The following is a 14,576-nucleotide window of genomic DNA, read 5'->3' as shown; positions in this document are numbered from 1 at the left end:
CTGAAAGAACGCGCCTATGTTGCTTATTATGCATTCCATTAATTAATTTAATGCATCCATGTCCATGATTATTAAGGATTAATCATGAAGAAAATATCGTATAAACGGATTTATCAGTCCCAGAAATACTTTTCGCTGTTGGGCAAAATCAAGTCACGGGCGCTGTTTGGCGGCTACAGCCTTGCCGTCAACAATGCGGTGTTTGCAATGGTTTCTGAAGGGGAACTGTATCTGAGAATGTGCGAGGAGAGTGCGCCATACCAGGCTAAGCATTCACCTCCATTATTAACATTACGCAAAAGAGGATGTTCACAGCAGTTAAAATATTTCCACGTCGACAGTCTGCTTTGGTCCGATCGGCCGACGTTATTACAGCTAGGGCAGTTCTCACTGGCAGACGCGCGGCGGGAGAAAACCTGGCAGGGGCCGCAGAGGGTTAAAGATCTTCCCAATCTCTCTTTTCATATGGAGCTGTTGCTGAGTGAAGCGGGCATTAAGGATGTTCGAATGCTACAGCATATTGGAGCGGAAGAGGCATGGTTAGCGCTTCGTCGCATTCGCAAACAGATCAGTATTAATGTGCTGTATTCATTGGAAGGGGCGATTGTCGGCGTTCATGCCGCGACACTCCCGGCGCAGCGGCGCCAGGAGTTGCTGGAATGGGCATCAGCCAATGCCCGTACAACTGATGTTATGCCATAACCTGCTTTTGCAGGCGGCAAATTTCAGGTAACAACGAAATCATCAGGCCGATTTGTTGCAACACTAATGGCTCTTTGCTGTCTGGGCGAGGATCGAGATGTTGGATCCGCGCGGCTAAGCCGCTTAATGCCTGCTGCACCCTTTCCTCATCGGAAGGCTGGTGATGCAGGGCATCGTCGACGTAGCACACCGCATCGTCCAGAAGAGCCAGTATTTCCGCCGTAGCCAGTTTTTCCCTATGGGCTCCCAGGGCGGAAATATAGCTGGTGAGGGTATGGTTCAGGCACAGCAGACGAAACGCCGTCTCTCGCATCTCGGCGGTCACTTTTGGTTCGCTCGACATATTAGAGACCACGGAAGCTAACTCGGCGTCGCGATTATGGGCATCTCGTCGTGCGATTCGATAGGCCAGCCGGTTATCGCGCCCCTGGTGGTATTGTTCAAGAATCGCATCCAGATAGCGGCAGTTGGCATCCACCGCGCGCTCTAGCACGCGAGGAAGGTTGCGGAACTTCCAGTCAGGCCAGATAAAGCTGACGGCGACCCAGGCTATACCGCAGCCAATCAGCGTATCCACTACGCGCGGCAGCGCCACTTCAAAGCCTTCGCCGAGCAGATTAAAGCACAGCAGTACCAATAATGTGATAAACATCGTGGCGTGCGCATACTGAACGTTTCGAAACGCAAAGAACAGAACGCCGGTGACAACGATCAGCGCCAGTTGGCCCTCAAGCGAAGGGACCAGCCACAGAATCGGCAGCCCAAGCGCCACGCCGACTAGCGTGCCGATGATACGCAGCGCCAGGCGGTGACGGGTGGCGTTATAGTTGGGCTGGCAGACAAACAGGCTGGTGAGCAAGATCCAGTAGCCATGCTCTAAACCGGTAAACTGAATAAACGCATAGCCTGCGCACAACACCAGCGACATACGCACCGCGTGACGAAAAAGCGCCGACTCCGGTGACATATTGCGGCTCAGCCGTGAGCGAATGTCGGCAAAACCGTGCAGGCTATCGTCCGCCAACAGGGTTTCCGTTTCGCTTTTCGCCTGCGACTGCAGCTGTTCTGACTCGATGGTCGCCAACTGCGCATCAATAGCGCGCAGGTTGTTGAGTAAAAAACCGAGCGCTTTCATCTGTTCCGGCGCGGCGCCGCTGGCGCGAACGCGGTCTAATGCAGCATCGAGATGGGAAAATGCGCGCTCAAAGCGGGCATCATGCTGGTAGGGCGTACGCAGCAAAATAGCTTTTGCCAAATCCTGACAGGCCATCGACTGCATGGAGAGCAGCCGCTGGAAGCGGAACATCACGTCGCTGTAGCGGAAGGTATCGCGCAGCGCCTGATACTGGATATGCGATGAACTGGCGCGTTCATGAATATCCTGAGCGACAAAATAGTAGTGCAGCGTTCGACGCGTGCTGCGCTGCCCGCGGTCACCACGCAGACGCGTTAATAAAGAAGCCTTAGTCTGGTTGAGCGTTGCCATTAGCTGACCATTTGCTAGCGCCAGTTCATACAGCGGCGCCTGATCTTTATCATCCAGGTCAGGGTCAAACAGGCGCGACTTCAGCTCAAGATAGCGGGAAAGCTGTTCATAGCTGCGGGCGAGGTTATCCTGCAACGGACGGATAGGAAAAATCAGGTGGCCGGTTAGCGTCAGCACGTTATACCAGACGGCACCGGCAATCAGCAGCAGTGGCTGTTGATACCAGTGCGCGTAAAGTGACACACCAAGCATGGTATAAATGGCAATCAGCAGCGCGCCAAAGGCGATGGTCGCATAGCGCTGCCCCAGTCCGCCGAGCAGAATAAAACCGATGGTCGAAATGGTTAAACCCAGCGCAAACATCCACGGCCACGGAAACAGCAGTTCGACCGATGCGGAAGCGATAAAGAAGCAGATAAGGGTGATCACCAGGTTGCGCAGTCGCCCGGTGAGTCTGTCATCAAGGTCGGTCAGCGCCGCGGCAACCACACCCAGGGTGAGCGGGATGGTGAGTTTGGCATCGCCCAGCCACCAGGGTAGCGCGGTTGTGCCAACGAGCGCGATAAAGATTCTGGCGTTGTAGAGCCAGGTACTGTTCCATGTATAGCGGCGAAGCAACGGGCTTAGCATAGCGATTAATCGTCCTGATTACTGAAAACGGCGGCGCGCATTGGCTTCACGCGCCGCGCGTGCTACTTCCACTGGCACCACGCGTCGACCTACCGGCCAAAGGGCGATGGCGGCAATTTTAAAGTTAGCGATACCCACGGGGATACCAATAATGGTCACGCACTGGGCTATCCCGGCGACGATATGTGTCAGGCACAGCCACCAGCCAAACAGCACGAACCAGACGATATTCAGCACGGTTCCGCCCGCGTTCATGACACCGTTTTTGGCGGCGGGGTCCAGCTCATCAACATGGACGGCTTCGTTGCCGTAAGGCAATAACGACAGTTTGGTGATCTCCCAGCAGGAGCGGGTGAGCGGCAGCGTGATAACCAGAATGATGCTGACCAGCGTTGCAAACAGCCAGCCCAGCGTTGTCAGAAATCCACCTAACACAAAATTCAAAATATTCAGAACTGTACGCATAAATCCCCTGTGCTGCGTTGTGAATAATAAGACCTGATGATTGTAACGTTTTTTTGCGCTGGAGCACCTATTCTCTGGCGGTTACACTGTGAGGTATCGAAAAAGTCAGGATTCGACACAACATGGAATTAAAAGCAACGACGCTGGGCAAGCGCATGGCGCAGCACCCTTACGACCGGGTTGAGATCCTCAATGCGGGCGTCAGAGTTTCCGGCCCTCAACATGAATATCTCATTCCTTTCAACCAGCTCCTTGCGATTAACTGTAAGCGTGGTCTGGTGTGGGGAGAGCTGGAGTTTGTGTTGCCTGAGGATAAAGTTGTGCGCCTGCATGGAACCGAATGGGGGGAGACGCAGCGCTTTCACCGTCATTTAAGCGGCCTCTGGCAGCAGTGGGGCGTGGAGATGAGCGCAATAGCTGCCGAACTGCTCGAAAAGCAGTTGGCGATTATTGCTGGCAGCAGCGTGGAAACGCAGTGGCTCACCCGTCAGCAGGCGAAAAAGATACGCGAGCAGATTGTACTGGCGCTGGAAGGCTTACCGCTGCCGACCGATCGCCTCGAGGCGTTTGATAACTGCCGCGAGCCGTGGCGGCAGTGCCAGGCATGGCTCGCAGATAAAGAGAGCGGGCGTGCGCTGCATAATCAGCGTTATACCGATGCGATGCTTGAGCAGTACCATGAATTTTTCGAACAGATAGAATCATCGCCGCTGAACGCCTCCCAGGCCAGGGCGGTGGTAAACGGCGAGCGATCGCTGCTGGTGCTGGCGGGGGCCGGCAGCGGTAAAACGTCCGTGCTGGTGGCTCGCGCAGGATGGCTGCTGGCGCGCGGTGAAGCTTCCGCCGAGCAAATTCTGCTGCTGGCCTTTGGGCGCAAAGCGGCGCAGGAGATGGATGAGCGCCTGCAAACGCGCCTGCATACCGATGCTATTACAGCGCGAACCTTCCACGCACTGGCGCTCCATATTATTCAGCAGGGCAGCAAGAAAGTCCCTGTGGTCAGCAAACTGGAGAATGACGCCACTGCTCGTTATACGCTGTTCACCCAATGCTGGCAGCAGCAGTGCCGGGAGAAAAAAGCCCAGGCTAAGGGCTGGCGGCAGTGGATACAGGACGAACTGGGCTGGGACGTTGCCGAGGGTAATTTCTGGGAAGATGAAAAGATCATCAAACGCATGGGCAGTCGCCTCGACCGCTGGGTGAGCCTGATGCGCATGCACGGCGGCTCGCAGGCGGAGATGATTGCTGGCGCGCCGGAAGAGGTACGTGACCTGTTTGGCAAACGCGTCAAGCTAATGGCCCCGCTGCTGAAAGCATGGAAAACGGCGCTGAAAGAAGAAAACGCCGTCGACTTCTCCGGTCTTATCCATCAGGCCATCAATATTCTGGAAAAAGGGCGTTTTGTCAGCCCGTGGAAGCATATTCTGGTCGATGAATTCCAGGATATCTCGCCGCAGCGTGCCGCTCTGCTGGCGGCGCTACGCAAACAGAATTCGCATACTTCGCTCTATGCAGTGGGTGATGACTGGCAGGCTATCTATCGCTTTAGCGGCGCTCAACTGTCGCTGACGACCGCTTTTAACCACTATTTTGGCGAAGGTGATAACTGCGCACTTGATACAACCTACCGCTTCAACGGCCGTATTGGTGAGATTGCCAATCGCTTTATTCAGCAAAACCCTCATCAGTTGAGTAAACCGCTTAACAGCCTGACGGCAGGTGACAAAAATGCGGTAACGTTGCTGGAAGACGATAAGCTTGATGCGCTGTTCGATAAGCTCAGCGGCTATGCCACCGAGGATCAGCGGATTCTGGTGCTGGCGCGCTATCACCATCTGAAACCGGCTGCACTGGAAAAAGCGGTGACCCGCTGGCCGAAGCTGAATATCGACTTTATGACCGTTCACGCCAGTAAGGGCCAGCAGGCCGATTACGTTATCGTGCTGGGGTTACAGGAAGGGGTTGATGGTTTCCCGGCCCCTGCGCGGGAGTCGATTATGGAACAAGCGCTGCTGCCAGCGCCGGAAGATTTCCCGGATGCCGAAGAACGTCGTTTGCTATACGTGGCTATCACCCGCGCGCGTCTGCGCGTCTGGCTACTGTTTAATGCTAAACAGCCGTCACCGTTCGTCGATATTTTGAAGCAGCTATCGGTGCCAGTGGCACGTAAACCGTAAGATAAGCTGGAGTCGCTGTTGCGACTCCAGGCCTGGCGGACGCTTATTTCAGGCGTTCGGAGAGGTAGCGCTGATAGTCGGGGATCAGAATATCAACCGGCTCACTAAAGTTCGGTGACTGGATAATAAAGTCGGCGGTGGACGCATTGGTGGCAACCGGGATGTTCCAGACGGTTGCCAGACGCAGCAGCGCCTTAACGTCCGGGTCGTGCGGTACGGCGTTGAGCGGGTCCCAGAAGAAGATCAGCACGTCGATTTTACCTTCAGAAATCAGTGCGCCAACCTGCTGATCGCCGCCCATCGGGCCGCTCAGCATGGCTTTCACTTCCAGACCGGTGGCGCGTTGCACCAGGTTACCGGTGGTGCCGGTGGCGGACAGCGTATGCTGCGCCAGGCAATCCCGGTGGCGCTGCACCCATTTCATCAGCATATCTTTGCAGTGGTCGTGTGCCACCAGAGCAATGTGTTTACGCGCCGGTAAGGTGCGGGTCGTCAGTTCCATAAAGCCATTCCCTAAGTGTGTAATCCAGACAGATTACTGCAAGCAAATCAGCCTGCAAGCTCTGAATCACAAAAATTTGACGCGCGACATCAGCGTGCTCGCGTACACTTAATCTATTAGCCAGGAGGATAATGATGACAGAAAATGATATTGCCAACATTTTGACCAACACCCACACCATCGCGCTGGTAGGGGCGAGCGATAAACCTGACCGCCCGAGCTATCGGGTGATGAAATATCTGCTGGATCAAGGCTATCGCGTGATCCCGGTGTCACCGAAGGTGGCTGGCGGTACGCTATTGGGGCAAAAGGGCTACGCCACGCTTGCCGATGTGCCAGAGAAGGTCGATATGGTGGATGTATTCCGCAATTCCGAAGCCGCATGGGGCGTGGCGCAGGAGGCGATTGCGATTGGCGCAAAAACGCTGTGGATGCAGCTTGGGGTCATTAACGAACAAGCGGCCGTACTGGCGCGCAACGCGGGTCTGCAGGTGGTGATGGACCGCTGCCCGGCGATTGAGATCCCTCGTTTGGGCCTCGCAAAATAAAGATGTTCACCGCCACTTCATAACAAAAAACCCCGCAATGCGGGGTTTTGTCATTAATGCGGCGACTAGTTACGCAGTCGCGGTGCCTGTAGCTGTCGGCGGATGGTACGCGCCAGTTCATCCATCGTGGGTTGCTCTGGGTGATCTTCTCTCGGTTCACTGCTCAACTGGGCTTCGGCCAGATAGGTATGCACCGGCTGGCCTTCGTCATCTTCCATCACCACGTGATACCACGGCAAAGCACGAAGCTCGTCGCTTGCCGCCAGATCGTCGGGGTCAGGATCGTCAAGTGAGTAAACCGGGTCGATATCTACCACCACGCCCAGGTAGCCAAGCAGGGAGTGACGCACCTGCTGGCCAATACCGAATTTGCTGGTAATCATCATACTCACCTCCCGGGAAATGGTGTTATCTCTGTATCTCTACATATATAGACACCATTTCGCTTTTCAAGTTACATGACGCGGCAGGCAAATCCTTTCAGGTACAGTCCTTCCGGGTAGGTTGCAATCACCGGGTGATCGGCTGCCTGACGGAACTGCTCTATAAATTGTACATCACGACCGGCATCAATTGCGGCATCGGCAATGATTTTCTGGAATAAATCCGTTGTCATCAGGCCGGAGCAGGAGAAGGTCAGCAGCACACCACCTGGGTTCAACAGCTGGATAGCCAGCATATTGATGTCTTTATAGCCGCGGCAGGCGCCCATTAACTGGCTTTTGTTTTCCACGAATTTCGGTGGATCCATCACGATGACATCGAACTTCTCGCCCTGGTCGCGGTATTTACGCAGCAGCTTAAAGACATCGTCGCGAACGAACTCGGCTTTGCTCAGATCCAGCTTGTTCAGTTCGACGTTTTGACGGGCGACGTCCAGTGCTTCCTGAGAGGTGTCCACGCTAGTCACCTGGCTGCAGCCGCCCATCAGCGCGGAAACCGCAAAGCCGCCGGTGTAGGAGAAGCAGTTCAGGACGCGCTTATTCGCCACGTAGCGACGCGTTGCCAGACGGCTGTCGCGCTGGTCGAGGTAGTAGCCGGTTTTATGGCCGCCCTGGATGTCGACCAGCAGCTTCATCCCGTGCTCTTCAATAGGCAGCAGAGCAGGTGGCAGTTCGCCGGTCACTGGACCTTGGGTCAGTTCCATACCTTCTTTTTTACGCACCGCAACGTCGCTACGATCGTAAATCGCACACTGTGGATACAGCGTTTGCAGGGCGCTAATCAGCGCTGCACGCTGGTATTCCGCACCAGCGCTCAGCAACTGCAGCACCAGGAAGGAACCGAAGCGGTCGATGGTCACGCCCGGCAGGCCGTCAGACTCACCGGCGATCAGACGGTAGCTGTCCAGCCCGTCTTGCTGCGCCAGCCAGTCGCGCCAGGTTTGCGCTTGCTGCAGGCGACGCACGAAGAAGTCGATATCGATGGTTTCGTTGGCATCGAACGTCCACACGCGAGCGCGGATCTGCGAAGCCGGAGAATATGCGCCGCGGGCTAACCATTTCCCCTGATGGTCGACAATATCAATGGTCTCGCCGAGGCTGGCTTTGCCTTCCATGCGAGCAACCGCACCGGAAAAGACCCAGGGATGACGGCGCAGCAATGATTTTTCGCGCCCTTTGGCTAACACTAAACGTACACTCATAGTTTTTTATCTGACTATATAAGAAGGGATCAGGCTGCATTTTCCCGACTTCGCTGCACAAATGCAACGAACAGCGGAAGAATGTCAGGACAATTGGCGGTAGAGTGGGGTGAGTCGTCTGAACCATACCGGAGGAGAATCGCATGGATAAATGCGTGATTTGTTGGGTTTACGGCCAGGTACAGGGCGTCGGTTTTCGCTTTTTTACCCAGCAGGAGGCTGTGCGCCTTGGCCTACGAGGCTATGCGCTGAATCTGGATGATGGCAGCGTGGAGGTTGTCGCCTGCGGAAGTGAAGAGCAGGTCGAGAAACTACTGGCGTGGTTGAAAGCGGGAGGGCCGCGCAGCGCCCGGGTTGATAAAGTTCTGGCAGAACCTCATCAACCCGAAAAAGCGTGGAGCAACTTCAGTATTCGCTATTAAATGCACTTCACAGGCTTAGGCAGGCCCGCGATTTTGGTGGCCTGTTTAGCCGGGCCTTTTGGGAACAGGCGATACAGGTAGCGGCTGTTGCCTTTCTCTTCGCCGAAGGTATTCGCCATCGCTTTGACCAGCATACGAATGGCCGGGGAAGTGTTGAATTCCAGGTAAAACTCCCGCACAAAGCGCACGACTTCCCAATGTTCGGGGCTCAGTTCAATCCCTTCATTTGCGGCAATCGCCGCCGCCAGCCCTTCGCTCCACAGCGTAGTGTCTTTAAGATAGCCTTCGCTATCGGTCTCGATTTCGGTGTTTTCGTAGATAAGCATAATATTTCACGCAACAAACAGATGGCGGCAAGTGTAGCAAATAAAAAGGCCCCGCATAAGCGAGGCCTTGAGTCCGTTGAGTCGGGGTTAATCGCGGCTTGCGAAGCCCAGAATGCTCAGCAGGCTGACGAAGATGTTGTACAGCGAGACGTACAGGCTAACGGTTGCACGGATGTAGTTGGTCTCACCGCCGCGGATGATATTGCTGGTCTCATACAGGATGGCACCGGAAGAGATCAGGATAAACACCGCGCTAATTGCCAGGTGCAGGGCAGGCAGCTGCAGGAAGATGTTCGCCACCATACCAATCAGCACCACTACGATACCGGCCATCAGCATACCGCCGAGGAAGGACATATCCTTACGGGTGGTCAGCACGTAGGCCGAGCAGCTAAAGAACACCAGCGCCGTACCGCCCAGCGCCATCCCGATAACGTCACCCATGCCCGCAGACAGGTAGGCGTTCAGAATCGGCCCCAGGATATAGCCCAGGAAGCCGGTGAAGGCGAAGGCGGACAGAATACCTACCGGTTTATCGGCCGTTTTGTAGGTCAGGAACATTAACCCGTACATGCCAACCAGCGTCAGGATCAGGCCCGGAGACGGCAGCATCAGCACGGTGCTGGCCGTGGCGGTAATGGCGGAAAACGCCAGCGTCAGGCTCAGCAGGAAATAGGTATTACGCAGGACTTTGTGTGTGCTCAGCAGCGATGAGCGGTCACGCGATGAAGTAATTATGCGATCCATGAGTCACTCTCTTATGACAGATGTTATTAGTGGCATAGAATAAGAAATCTCTCTTTTATTCCCAAATGGTTTTACCCATCTTTACTCTGCCGAATCAGGGTATTACTGGTCGGTCACAGATTCTATCAATAAAGCCAGAAAGAGCGAGATCAATCTCTTATAGGTTGTTGAAAGCCCTTGCGTTATCACCGCTTCATGCCAAGAGTGAAGAGGGTTATAACAACAAGGCAATGGAAATGAAATTAAAACACAATAACAACATCACGATCGCGCTACTGGCGCTAGGTTTAAGCGCTGCTGCACAGGCTGCAAATGTACCAGAAGGTACTGCACTGGCGGACAAACAGGAGTTGGTGCGCGGCAACGGCAATGAGCCAGCCTCGCTTGACCCGCATAAAGTGGAAAGTGACGTTGAGTTTAACATCCTCAACGATCTGTTTGATGGGCTGGTGGCGGTGAAACCCGATGGCAGCATTGAGCCAAGACTGGCGGAGTCCTGGGACAATAAAGACAACACCGTCTGGACGTTCCACCTGCGCCCCGGGATTACCTGGTCCGATGGCTCTGCAATTACCGCGCAGGATGTCGTCTGGAGCTGGCAGCGCCTGGTTACCCCGGCCACTGCGTCCCCTTACGCCAGCTATCCGGGCAATATGCATATTGTGAACGCGGCGGATATTGCCTTAGGCAAGAAAGCGCCAGACACCCTCGGCGTGAAGGCGCTGAACGACACCACAATCGAAGTGACCCTCACTCAGCCCAACTCCGCCTTCCTCGCCATGCTCGCGCACCCGTCGATGGTACCGCTGGATAAGGTGCTGATCGGCCGCTTTGGCGATAAATGGGTGAAGCCGGAGCACTTTGTGGGCAGCGGGGCCTATACGCTCTCACAGTGGGTCGTTAATGAGCGCATTGTGGCCGAGCGTAACCCTCGTTACTGGGATAATGCGAAGACGGTAGTCAACAAGGTGACCTATCTGCCCATCCGCTCTGAAGCTTCTGATGTAAACCGCTACAAGGCGGGTGAAGTCGATATCGTTTATACCTTACCGATTAACCAGTTTAGTCAGTTGAAAAAGACGCTCGGCGATCAAGTGGACGTTAAACCACAGCTTGCCACCTATTACTATGAGTTCAACACCACGAAACCACCGTTTAACGATGCCCGCGTGCGTCGAGCGCTGAATATGGCGCTGGATAAAGACATCATCGCCGACAAAGTATTGGGGCAGGGTCAGAGCCCGGCGTGGGTGATTAGCCAACCGGATATTGGTGGCGTGAAGCTGCACGGGCCTGAGTATTCCACCTGGCCGCGCGATAAGCGTCTGGCCGAGGCGAAAAAGCTGCTGGCAGAAGCCGGGTTTAATGAAGCGCACCCGCTGTCATTCAATCTGCTGTACAACACATCGGAATCGCATCAGCGCATCGCTATTGCGGCGGCCTCTATGTGGAAGAAAAATCTCGGCGTTGAGGCTAAGCTGCAAAATCAGGAATGGAAAACCATGCTGGATGCGATGCATACCGGTAATTTTGACGTCGTACGCTACGCCTGGATTGCGGACTACGATGATGCTTCGACGTTCCTCAATACCTTCCGTACCGGCGACAGCGAGAATACGGCAAAGTACAGCAACCCAGACTATGACGAGGCACTGCGCGATGCGGCCAGAACGCAAGATGTCGCCCAGCGCGCACGTGACTACCAGAAAGCCGAAGATCTGCTGGCGCGCGATGTACCAGCCATTCCGGTTTATCACTATGTGCGTACGCACCTGGTGAAACCGTGGGTTGGCGGCTTTGCGCCGGATCGCCTTGGAAACTTCTCCACCAAAGATATCTACATCAAAAAGCATTAAGCGTAAATTCGAGGAATAAAGCGTCGTAAAAATAGCCATTTTGTTGTTTTTTCAGACGAATAACAACATTTTGGCTGTTTTTCAGGCAAACGAACGTTTTGGTGCTTTACAGGTCCGTTCGGGATGTTTATAGTGCGCCTCATTGGAAGCGTGGCCGAGTGGTTGAAGGCACCGGTCTTGAAAACCGGCGACCCGAAAGGGTTCTAGAGTTCGAATCTCTACGCTTCCGCCAAATTAGAAAAGGGCTTGTCGAAAGACAAGCCGTTTTTGCTTTGTGTCGTCTCCTTAAACACAGCTTTATCACCTTGTGTATCCCACTTCGCCTCATCGCAGCTCCCCGCGAATGATTAAATCATCCTTAACTAAAATTAATTAACCGTATTTGAGTTTAATTCAGATTCATTCCTTGTGACGCTCTGATTTTATTAAAAAAGGTTGTCCGTCCCCCCTACCAAATATAAGTGTTTAAGCCGCTGGCAATTTCAAAATGTGATAAGAATAATCCGATCTTAATATCATGCTAACGACTTTTATGGGATGTGCTGTCGATGGAAAATAAATATAAAATGACCTTGTTGGCCTTTGGGGGCCTTGCGCTGAGTGCCTGTTCAACTACCCAACCGCCGAAAACAAAGATTGTGGATACCAGAGTAGTTAAACTCAGCAATGGTTCGAAAATTGACGTTCTGACTCAAAATGCGATCAATGGCGATGTCATCGAAGACACGAATAACTCGCTTAATCTTGTCGCTAAATCTGATAATGCAAAGGTTGTCGCGTTGAAAACGCTGCAGTTTGCTGCGGTGTTGTTGGGCGGGGGGAGCTCTCAGGTAAATACATTTAGTAAAGACCAGCTCAAAGGCACCTATGTTGGTAGCGTTCAAAACAGAACGATGGAGTACGTCAATCCAGAGCTTGATAAGCTTCTGACTAGCGCGGATATCCCTTCTAATGTCAATAAAGAGATTGTCATCCAGCCGTATAAATATAAGCTCTTATATGAAGGCTTAGATACCAGCGATTATACATTCCTCTATTCAGCGACAATAAAGAGCGGTGATTATTATCATACGTGTTCGAGCAGCGATCTGCTCTCTGCTGAGCGTACAAGACCGCTCAGCGATTGGGAAAAGAATAATTATGAGTTAACGCAAACCGTCGCTAAAAAAATCATCGCGGAGTGTTTCAAAACAATTAACTCACCGGCAGAAAAAACGAAACTAATTGCTGCACTCAGTTCGACCGGTACAGTGAAGAACATGTAAGCTAACGAGCCTGGGGAAGGGACTCCCCATGACATTTGAGGCTTACCCCATGACCCCTCGAATAAACGCCTTTACCGCAGCGCTCGACTCCTGCGTGCGAGACACCAGCATCAAATTGGCGTTCAGTTCAATATCATCCAGGGGACGATAGGTCAGGCCTGGAATGTGCACCTGCTGTAGTGGGGCCGGAATTAACGCTACCCCCAGCCCGGCCGCGGCAATGGCGAGCACGCTTAGCGTACTGCTGGAGCGCTGCACAATATGTAACTGGTCGCCCAGCTTTTCTTGCAGCAGCAGGCAAAGCCGTTCATGAGTATCGTGCGCTTCGTAAAGAATAAGCGTTTCCCCGGCGAGCTGTTCAGGGGAAATGCTCGCGTGAGCGGCCAATGGGTGAGCGTCGGCGAAGGCCACCAGAAACGCCCAGCGCCCAATGGGCTGTGCGATAATGCCCGGCGATGCGGTTTTGCTGTTATCGGGGGCGTAACCTACATCAAGCTGTCCTGCCAGAATGGCATCTACCTGCAACTGAGGGGCCATCTCTTCAATCACCAGTTCAACGTCCGGGTAAACATGATGAAACTCGCGCAGGTCGTTCGTCATCTTGCCGCTAAAAATCGCGTTGCCGGCAAAGCCCACCCGCACTCGTCCCGTCTCACCACGCAGCGCGCGTGCCACTGCCTGGCGGGCATGCTCCGCCTGCGCTAAGGTTCGTTTGGCCTCTATCAACATAAGTTGCCCGGCTTCAGTGAGCTCGACGCGTCGACTGGTACGGGTAAACAGTGCGCCGCCGAGTTCTGACTCCAGGGCTTTAATTTGCATGCTTAACGCGGGTTGCACGATGTTGAGCCGCTCTGCGGCACGGCCAAAGTGGCCTTCTTCTGCAACGGCCAGAAAATAGCGGAGATGACGCAGTTCCATGGTGAGCTCTTTCAATCATTAATAATGATGAATCAGTCATATCAATATATTTGAATTTGCTCGCCCTCACCAGCACACTCAGCGCACACCCTCACTGGAGAAAACACCATGCAAAATCTGAATAACGATCGCCAACAGCTTAACGATCTGGTCAACGGTTGGATCCATCGTGATCTTGGCGAATGGGCGCAGTTACGTGATCTATTTCACCCTGATGGCACTATTGAGATCACCTGGTTTGAAGGGCTGGCGAGTGATTTTGTCGATGGGTCGATGCGCATGGGGGCGTCCGATCTGCGCACGAAGCACCTGATTACCTTACCGCGCATCACCTTCAATGCCGACGGTAATAAAGCCACGCTGGAAACTAACGCGGTGATTATTGCCGAGAACGTTAAGCTGAATATCGGTTGTGAATGCCACAACCGCTTTTTCGATCTGGCGGAAAAACGGGATGGGGTCTGGAAACTGTTTCACCGGCAGAGCATTTACGATATGGGGACGTTTACCTTCCCGCAAGGCTGGGTGGAGATCGCGCAGAAAGATATTGCCCGTTACCCGAGAGAATATGCCCCGCTGGCCTATTTGCTGGAGAAAAGCGGGTTCCCGCTTGGTCGGGTCTTCGCCACGCGCGGCAGCGAACTGGAAGCGAAAATGAAAGCAGAGGGGCAGCGCTGGCTAGCAGCCTGAGGCTGGAACGTTGATGCGTGGCTGTCGCCGAGGTGGGCCGCGCTGAATGTTCGAAAAATATCTCCTGACGCCGATATTTTTATATCGGCACTAATATATTGGTCAGTAATTCCTCATACTAAAATATATTCCCTGGGCTAGGGTTGTATTAATTATCACTCTGGAATAACGCAACAATTGTTAAATTTTATGGTTGC

Annotated in this window: 15 protein-coding genes and 1 tRNA gene; 8 read left to right on the top strand and 8 right to left on the bottom strand. The window is 53.7% G+C overall.

Annotated features, from left to right (window positions below):
- The first annotated feature begins 84 nt into the window (after positions 1–84).
- The gene (locus V6940_RS10195) at positions 85–702 is read left to right on the top strand and encodes a TfoX/Sxy family DNA transformation protein (RefSeq protein WP_333495762.1); all 618 of its coding nucleotides are present in this window, start codon (positions 85–87) and stop codon (positions 700–702) included.
- Here V6940_RS10195 and yccS read toward each other — a convergent pair.
- Entirely contained in the window at positions 692–2,818 is a 2,127-nt protein-coding gene (yccS, locus tag V6940_RS10190; protein WP_333495761.1) for a YccS family putative transporter, read from the bottom strand. The genes V6940_RS10195 and yccS overlap by 11 nt on opposite strands.
- An 18-nt stretch (positions 2,819–2,836) precedes the next feature.
- On the bottom strand, positions 2,837–3,283 hold the full coding sequence (locus tag V6940_RS10185; RefSeq protein ID WP_333495760.1) for a YccF domain-containing protein: 447 nt from the start codon (positions 3,281–3,283) through the stop codon (positions 2,837–2,839).
- Positions 3,284–3,405: 122 nt separating this feature from the next.
- On the opposite strand from V6940_RS10185, the gene helD reads away from it, so the two are divergent.
- Positions 3,406–5,460 carry a DNA helicase IV gene (gene helD / locus V6940_RS10180; RefSeq protein ID WP_333495759.1) on the top strand — a complete coding sequence of 685 codons (2,055 nt, stop codon included), beginning with the start codon at positions 3,406–3,408 and terminating at the stop codon, positions 5,458–5,460.
- 43 nt (positions 5,461–5,503) lie between these two features.
- Here the strand turns inward: helD and mgsA are convergent, their stop codons facing one another.
- Positions 5,504–5,962: a methylglyoxal synthase gene (mgsA, locus tag V6940_RS10175; protein WP_185666531.1), complete on the bottom strand. Its 459-nt coding sequence runs from the start codon at positions 5,960–5,962 to the stop codon at positions 5,504–5,506.
- A gap of 134 nt (positions 5,963–6,096) precedes the next feature.
- Between mgsA and V6940_RS10170 the strand changes: the two genes are divergently transcribed.
- Positions 6,097–6,510, top strand: a complete 414-nt coding sequence (locus V6940_RS10170) for a CoA-binding protein (protein ID WP_185666755.1) — start codon at positions 6,097–6,099, stop codon at positions 6,508–6,510.
- A gap of 65 nt (positions 6,511–6,575) precedes the next feature.
- Here the strand turns inward: V6940_RS10170 and hspQ are convergent, their stop codons facing one another.
- On the bottom strand, positions 6,576–6,893 hold the full coding sequence (gene hspQ / locus V6940_RS10165) for a heat shock protein HspQ (RefSeq protein ID WP_220441056.1): 318 nt from the start codon (positions 6,891–6,893) through the stop codon (positions 6,576–6,578).
- A 71-nt stretch (positions 6,894–6,964) separates the two neighbouring features.
- On the bottom strand, positions 6,965–8,155 hold the full coding sequence (gene rlmI / locus V6940_RS10160; RefSeq protein WP_333495758.1) for a 23S rRNA (cytosine(1962)-C(5))-methyltransferase RlmI: 1,191 nt from the start codon (positions 8,153–8,155) through the stop codon (positions 6,965–6,967).
- 143 nt (positions 8,156–8,298) lie between these two features.
- On the opposite strand from rlmI, the gene yccX reads away from it, so the two are divergent.
- The gene (gene yccX, locus V6940_RS10155; RefSeq protein ID WP_035892387.1) at positions 8,299–8,577 is read left to right on the top strand and encodes an acylphosphatase; all 279 of its coding nucleotides are present in this window, start codon (positions 8,299–8,301) and stop codon (positions 8,575–8,577) included.
- Here the strand turns inward: yccX and tusE are convergent.
- The gene (gene tusE / locus V6940_RS10150) at positions 8,574–8,903 is read right to left on the bottom strand and encodes a sulfurtransferase TusE (RefSeq protein ID WP_202216118.1); all 330 of its coding nucleotides are present in this window, start codon (positions 8,901–8,903) and stop codon (positions 8,574–8,576) included. The genes yccX and tusE overlap by 4 nt on opposite strands.
- Before the next feature lie 87 nt (positions 8,904–8,990).
- Positions 8,991–9,650, bottom strand: a complete 660-nt coding sequence (gene yccA / locus V6940_RS10145) for an FtsH protease modulator YccA (RefSeq protein ID WP_052284078.1) — start codon at positions 9,648–9,650, stop codon at positions 8,991–8,993.
- Positions 9,651–9,886: 236 nt separating this feature from the next.
- Between yccA and V6940_RS10140 the strand changes: the two genes are divergently transcribed.
- The 3 genes from V6940_RS10140 (at position 9,887) to V6940_RS10130 (ending at position 12,771) form a co-directional block, all read left to right on the top strand.
- A complete protein-coding gene (locus V6940_RS10140; RefSeq protein ID WP_333495757.1) occupies positions 9,887–11,506 on the top strand; it encodes an ABC transporter substrate-binding protein in 1,620 nt (539 codons plus the stop codon).
- Between the two features lie 144 nt (positions 11,507–11,650).
- Positions 11,651–11,738 (top strand) — tRNA-Ser (locus tag V6940_RS10135).
- 316 nt (positions 11,739–12,054) lie between these two features.
- Positions 12,055–12,771, top strand: coding sequence for a hypothetical protein (locus tag V6940_RS10130; protein WP_333495756.1), 717 nt, complete (start codon positions 12,055–12,057; stop codon positions 12,769–12,771).
- A gap of 42 nt (positions 12,772–12,813) precedes the next feature.
- On the opposite strand, the gene V6940_RS10125 is transcribed toward V6940_RS10130, so the two are convergent.
- Positions 12,814–13,689, bottom strand: a complete 876-nt coding sequence (locus V6940_RS10125) for a LysR substrate-binding domain-containing protein (RefSeq protein ID WP_333495755.1) — start codon at positions 13,687–13,689, stop codon at positions 12,814–12,816.
- A 108-nt stretch (positions 13,690–13,797) separates the two neighbouring features.
- On the opposite strand from V6940_RS10125, the gene V6940_RS10120 reads away from it, so the two are divergent.
- The gene (locus V6940_RS10120; protein ID WP_333495754.1) at positions 13,798–14,379 is read left to right on the top strand and encodes a nuclear transport factor 2 family protein; all 582 of its coding nucleotides are present in this window, start codon (positions 13,798–13,800) and stop codon (positions 14,377–14,379) included.
- The last annotated feature ends 197 nt before the right edge of the window (positions 14,380–14,576 follow it).

The organism is Kluyvera sp. CHPC 1.251, from assembly GCF_036759945.1.
Classification (GTDB): domain Bacteria; phylum Pseudomonadota; class Gammaproteobacteria; order Enterobacterales; family Enterobacteriaceae; genus Kluyvera; species Kluyvera sichuanensis.
Note: the sequence above shows the minus strand (reverse complement) of the source record. Positions and strands in the feature narration are given on the sequence as shown.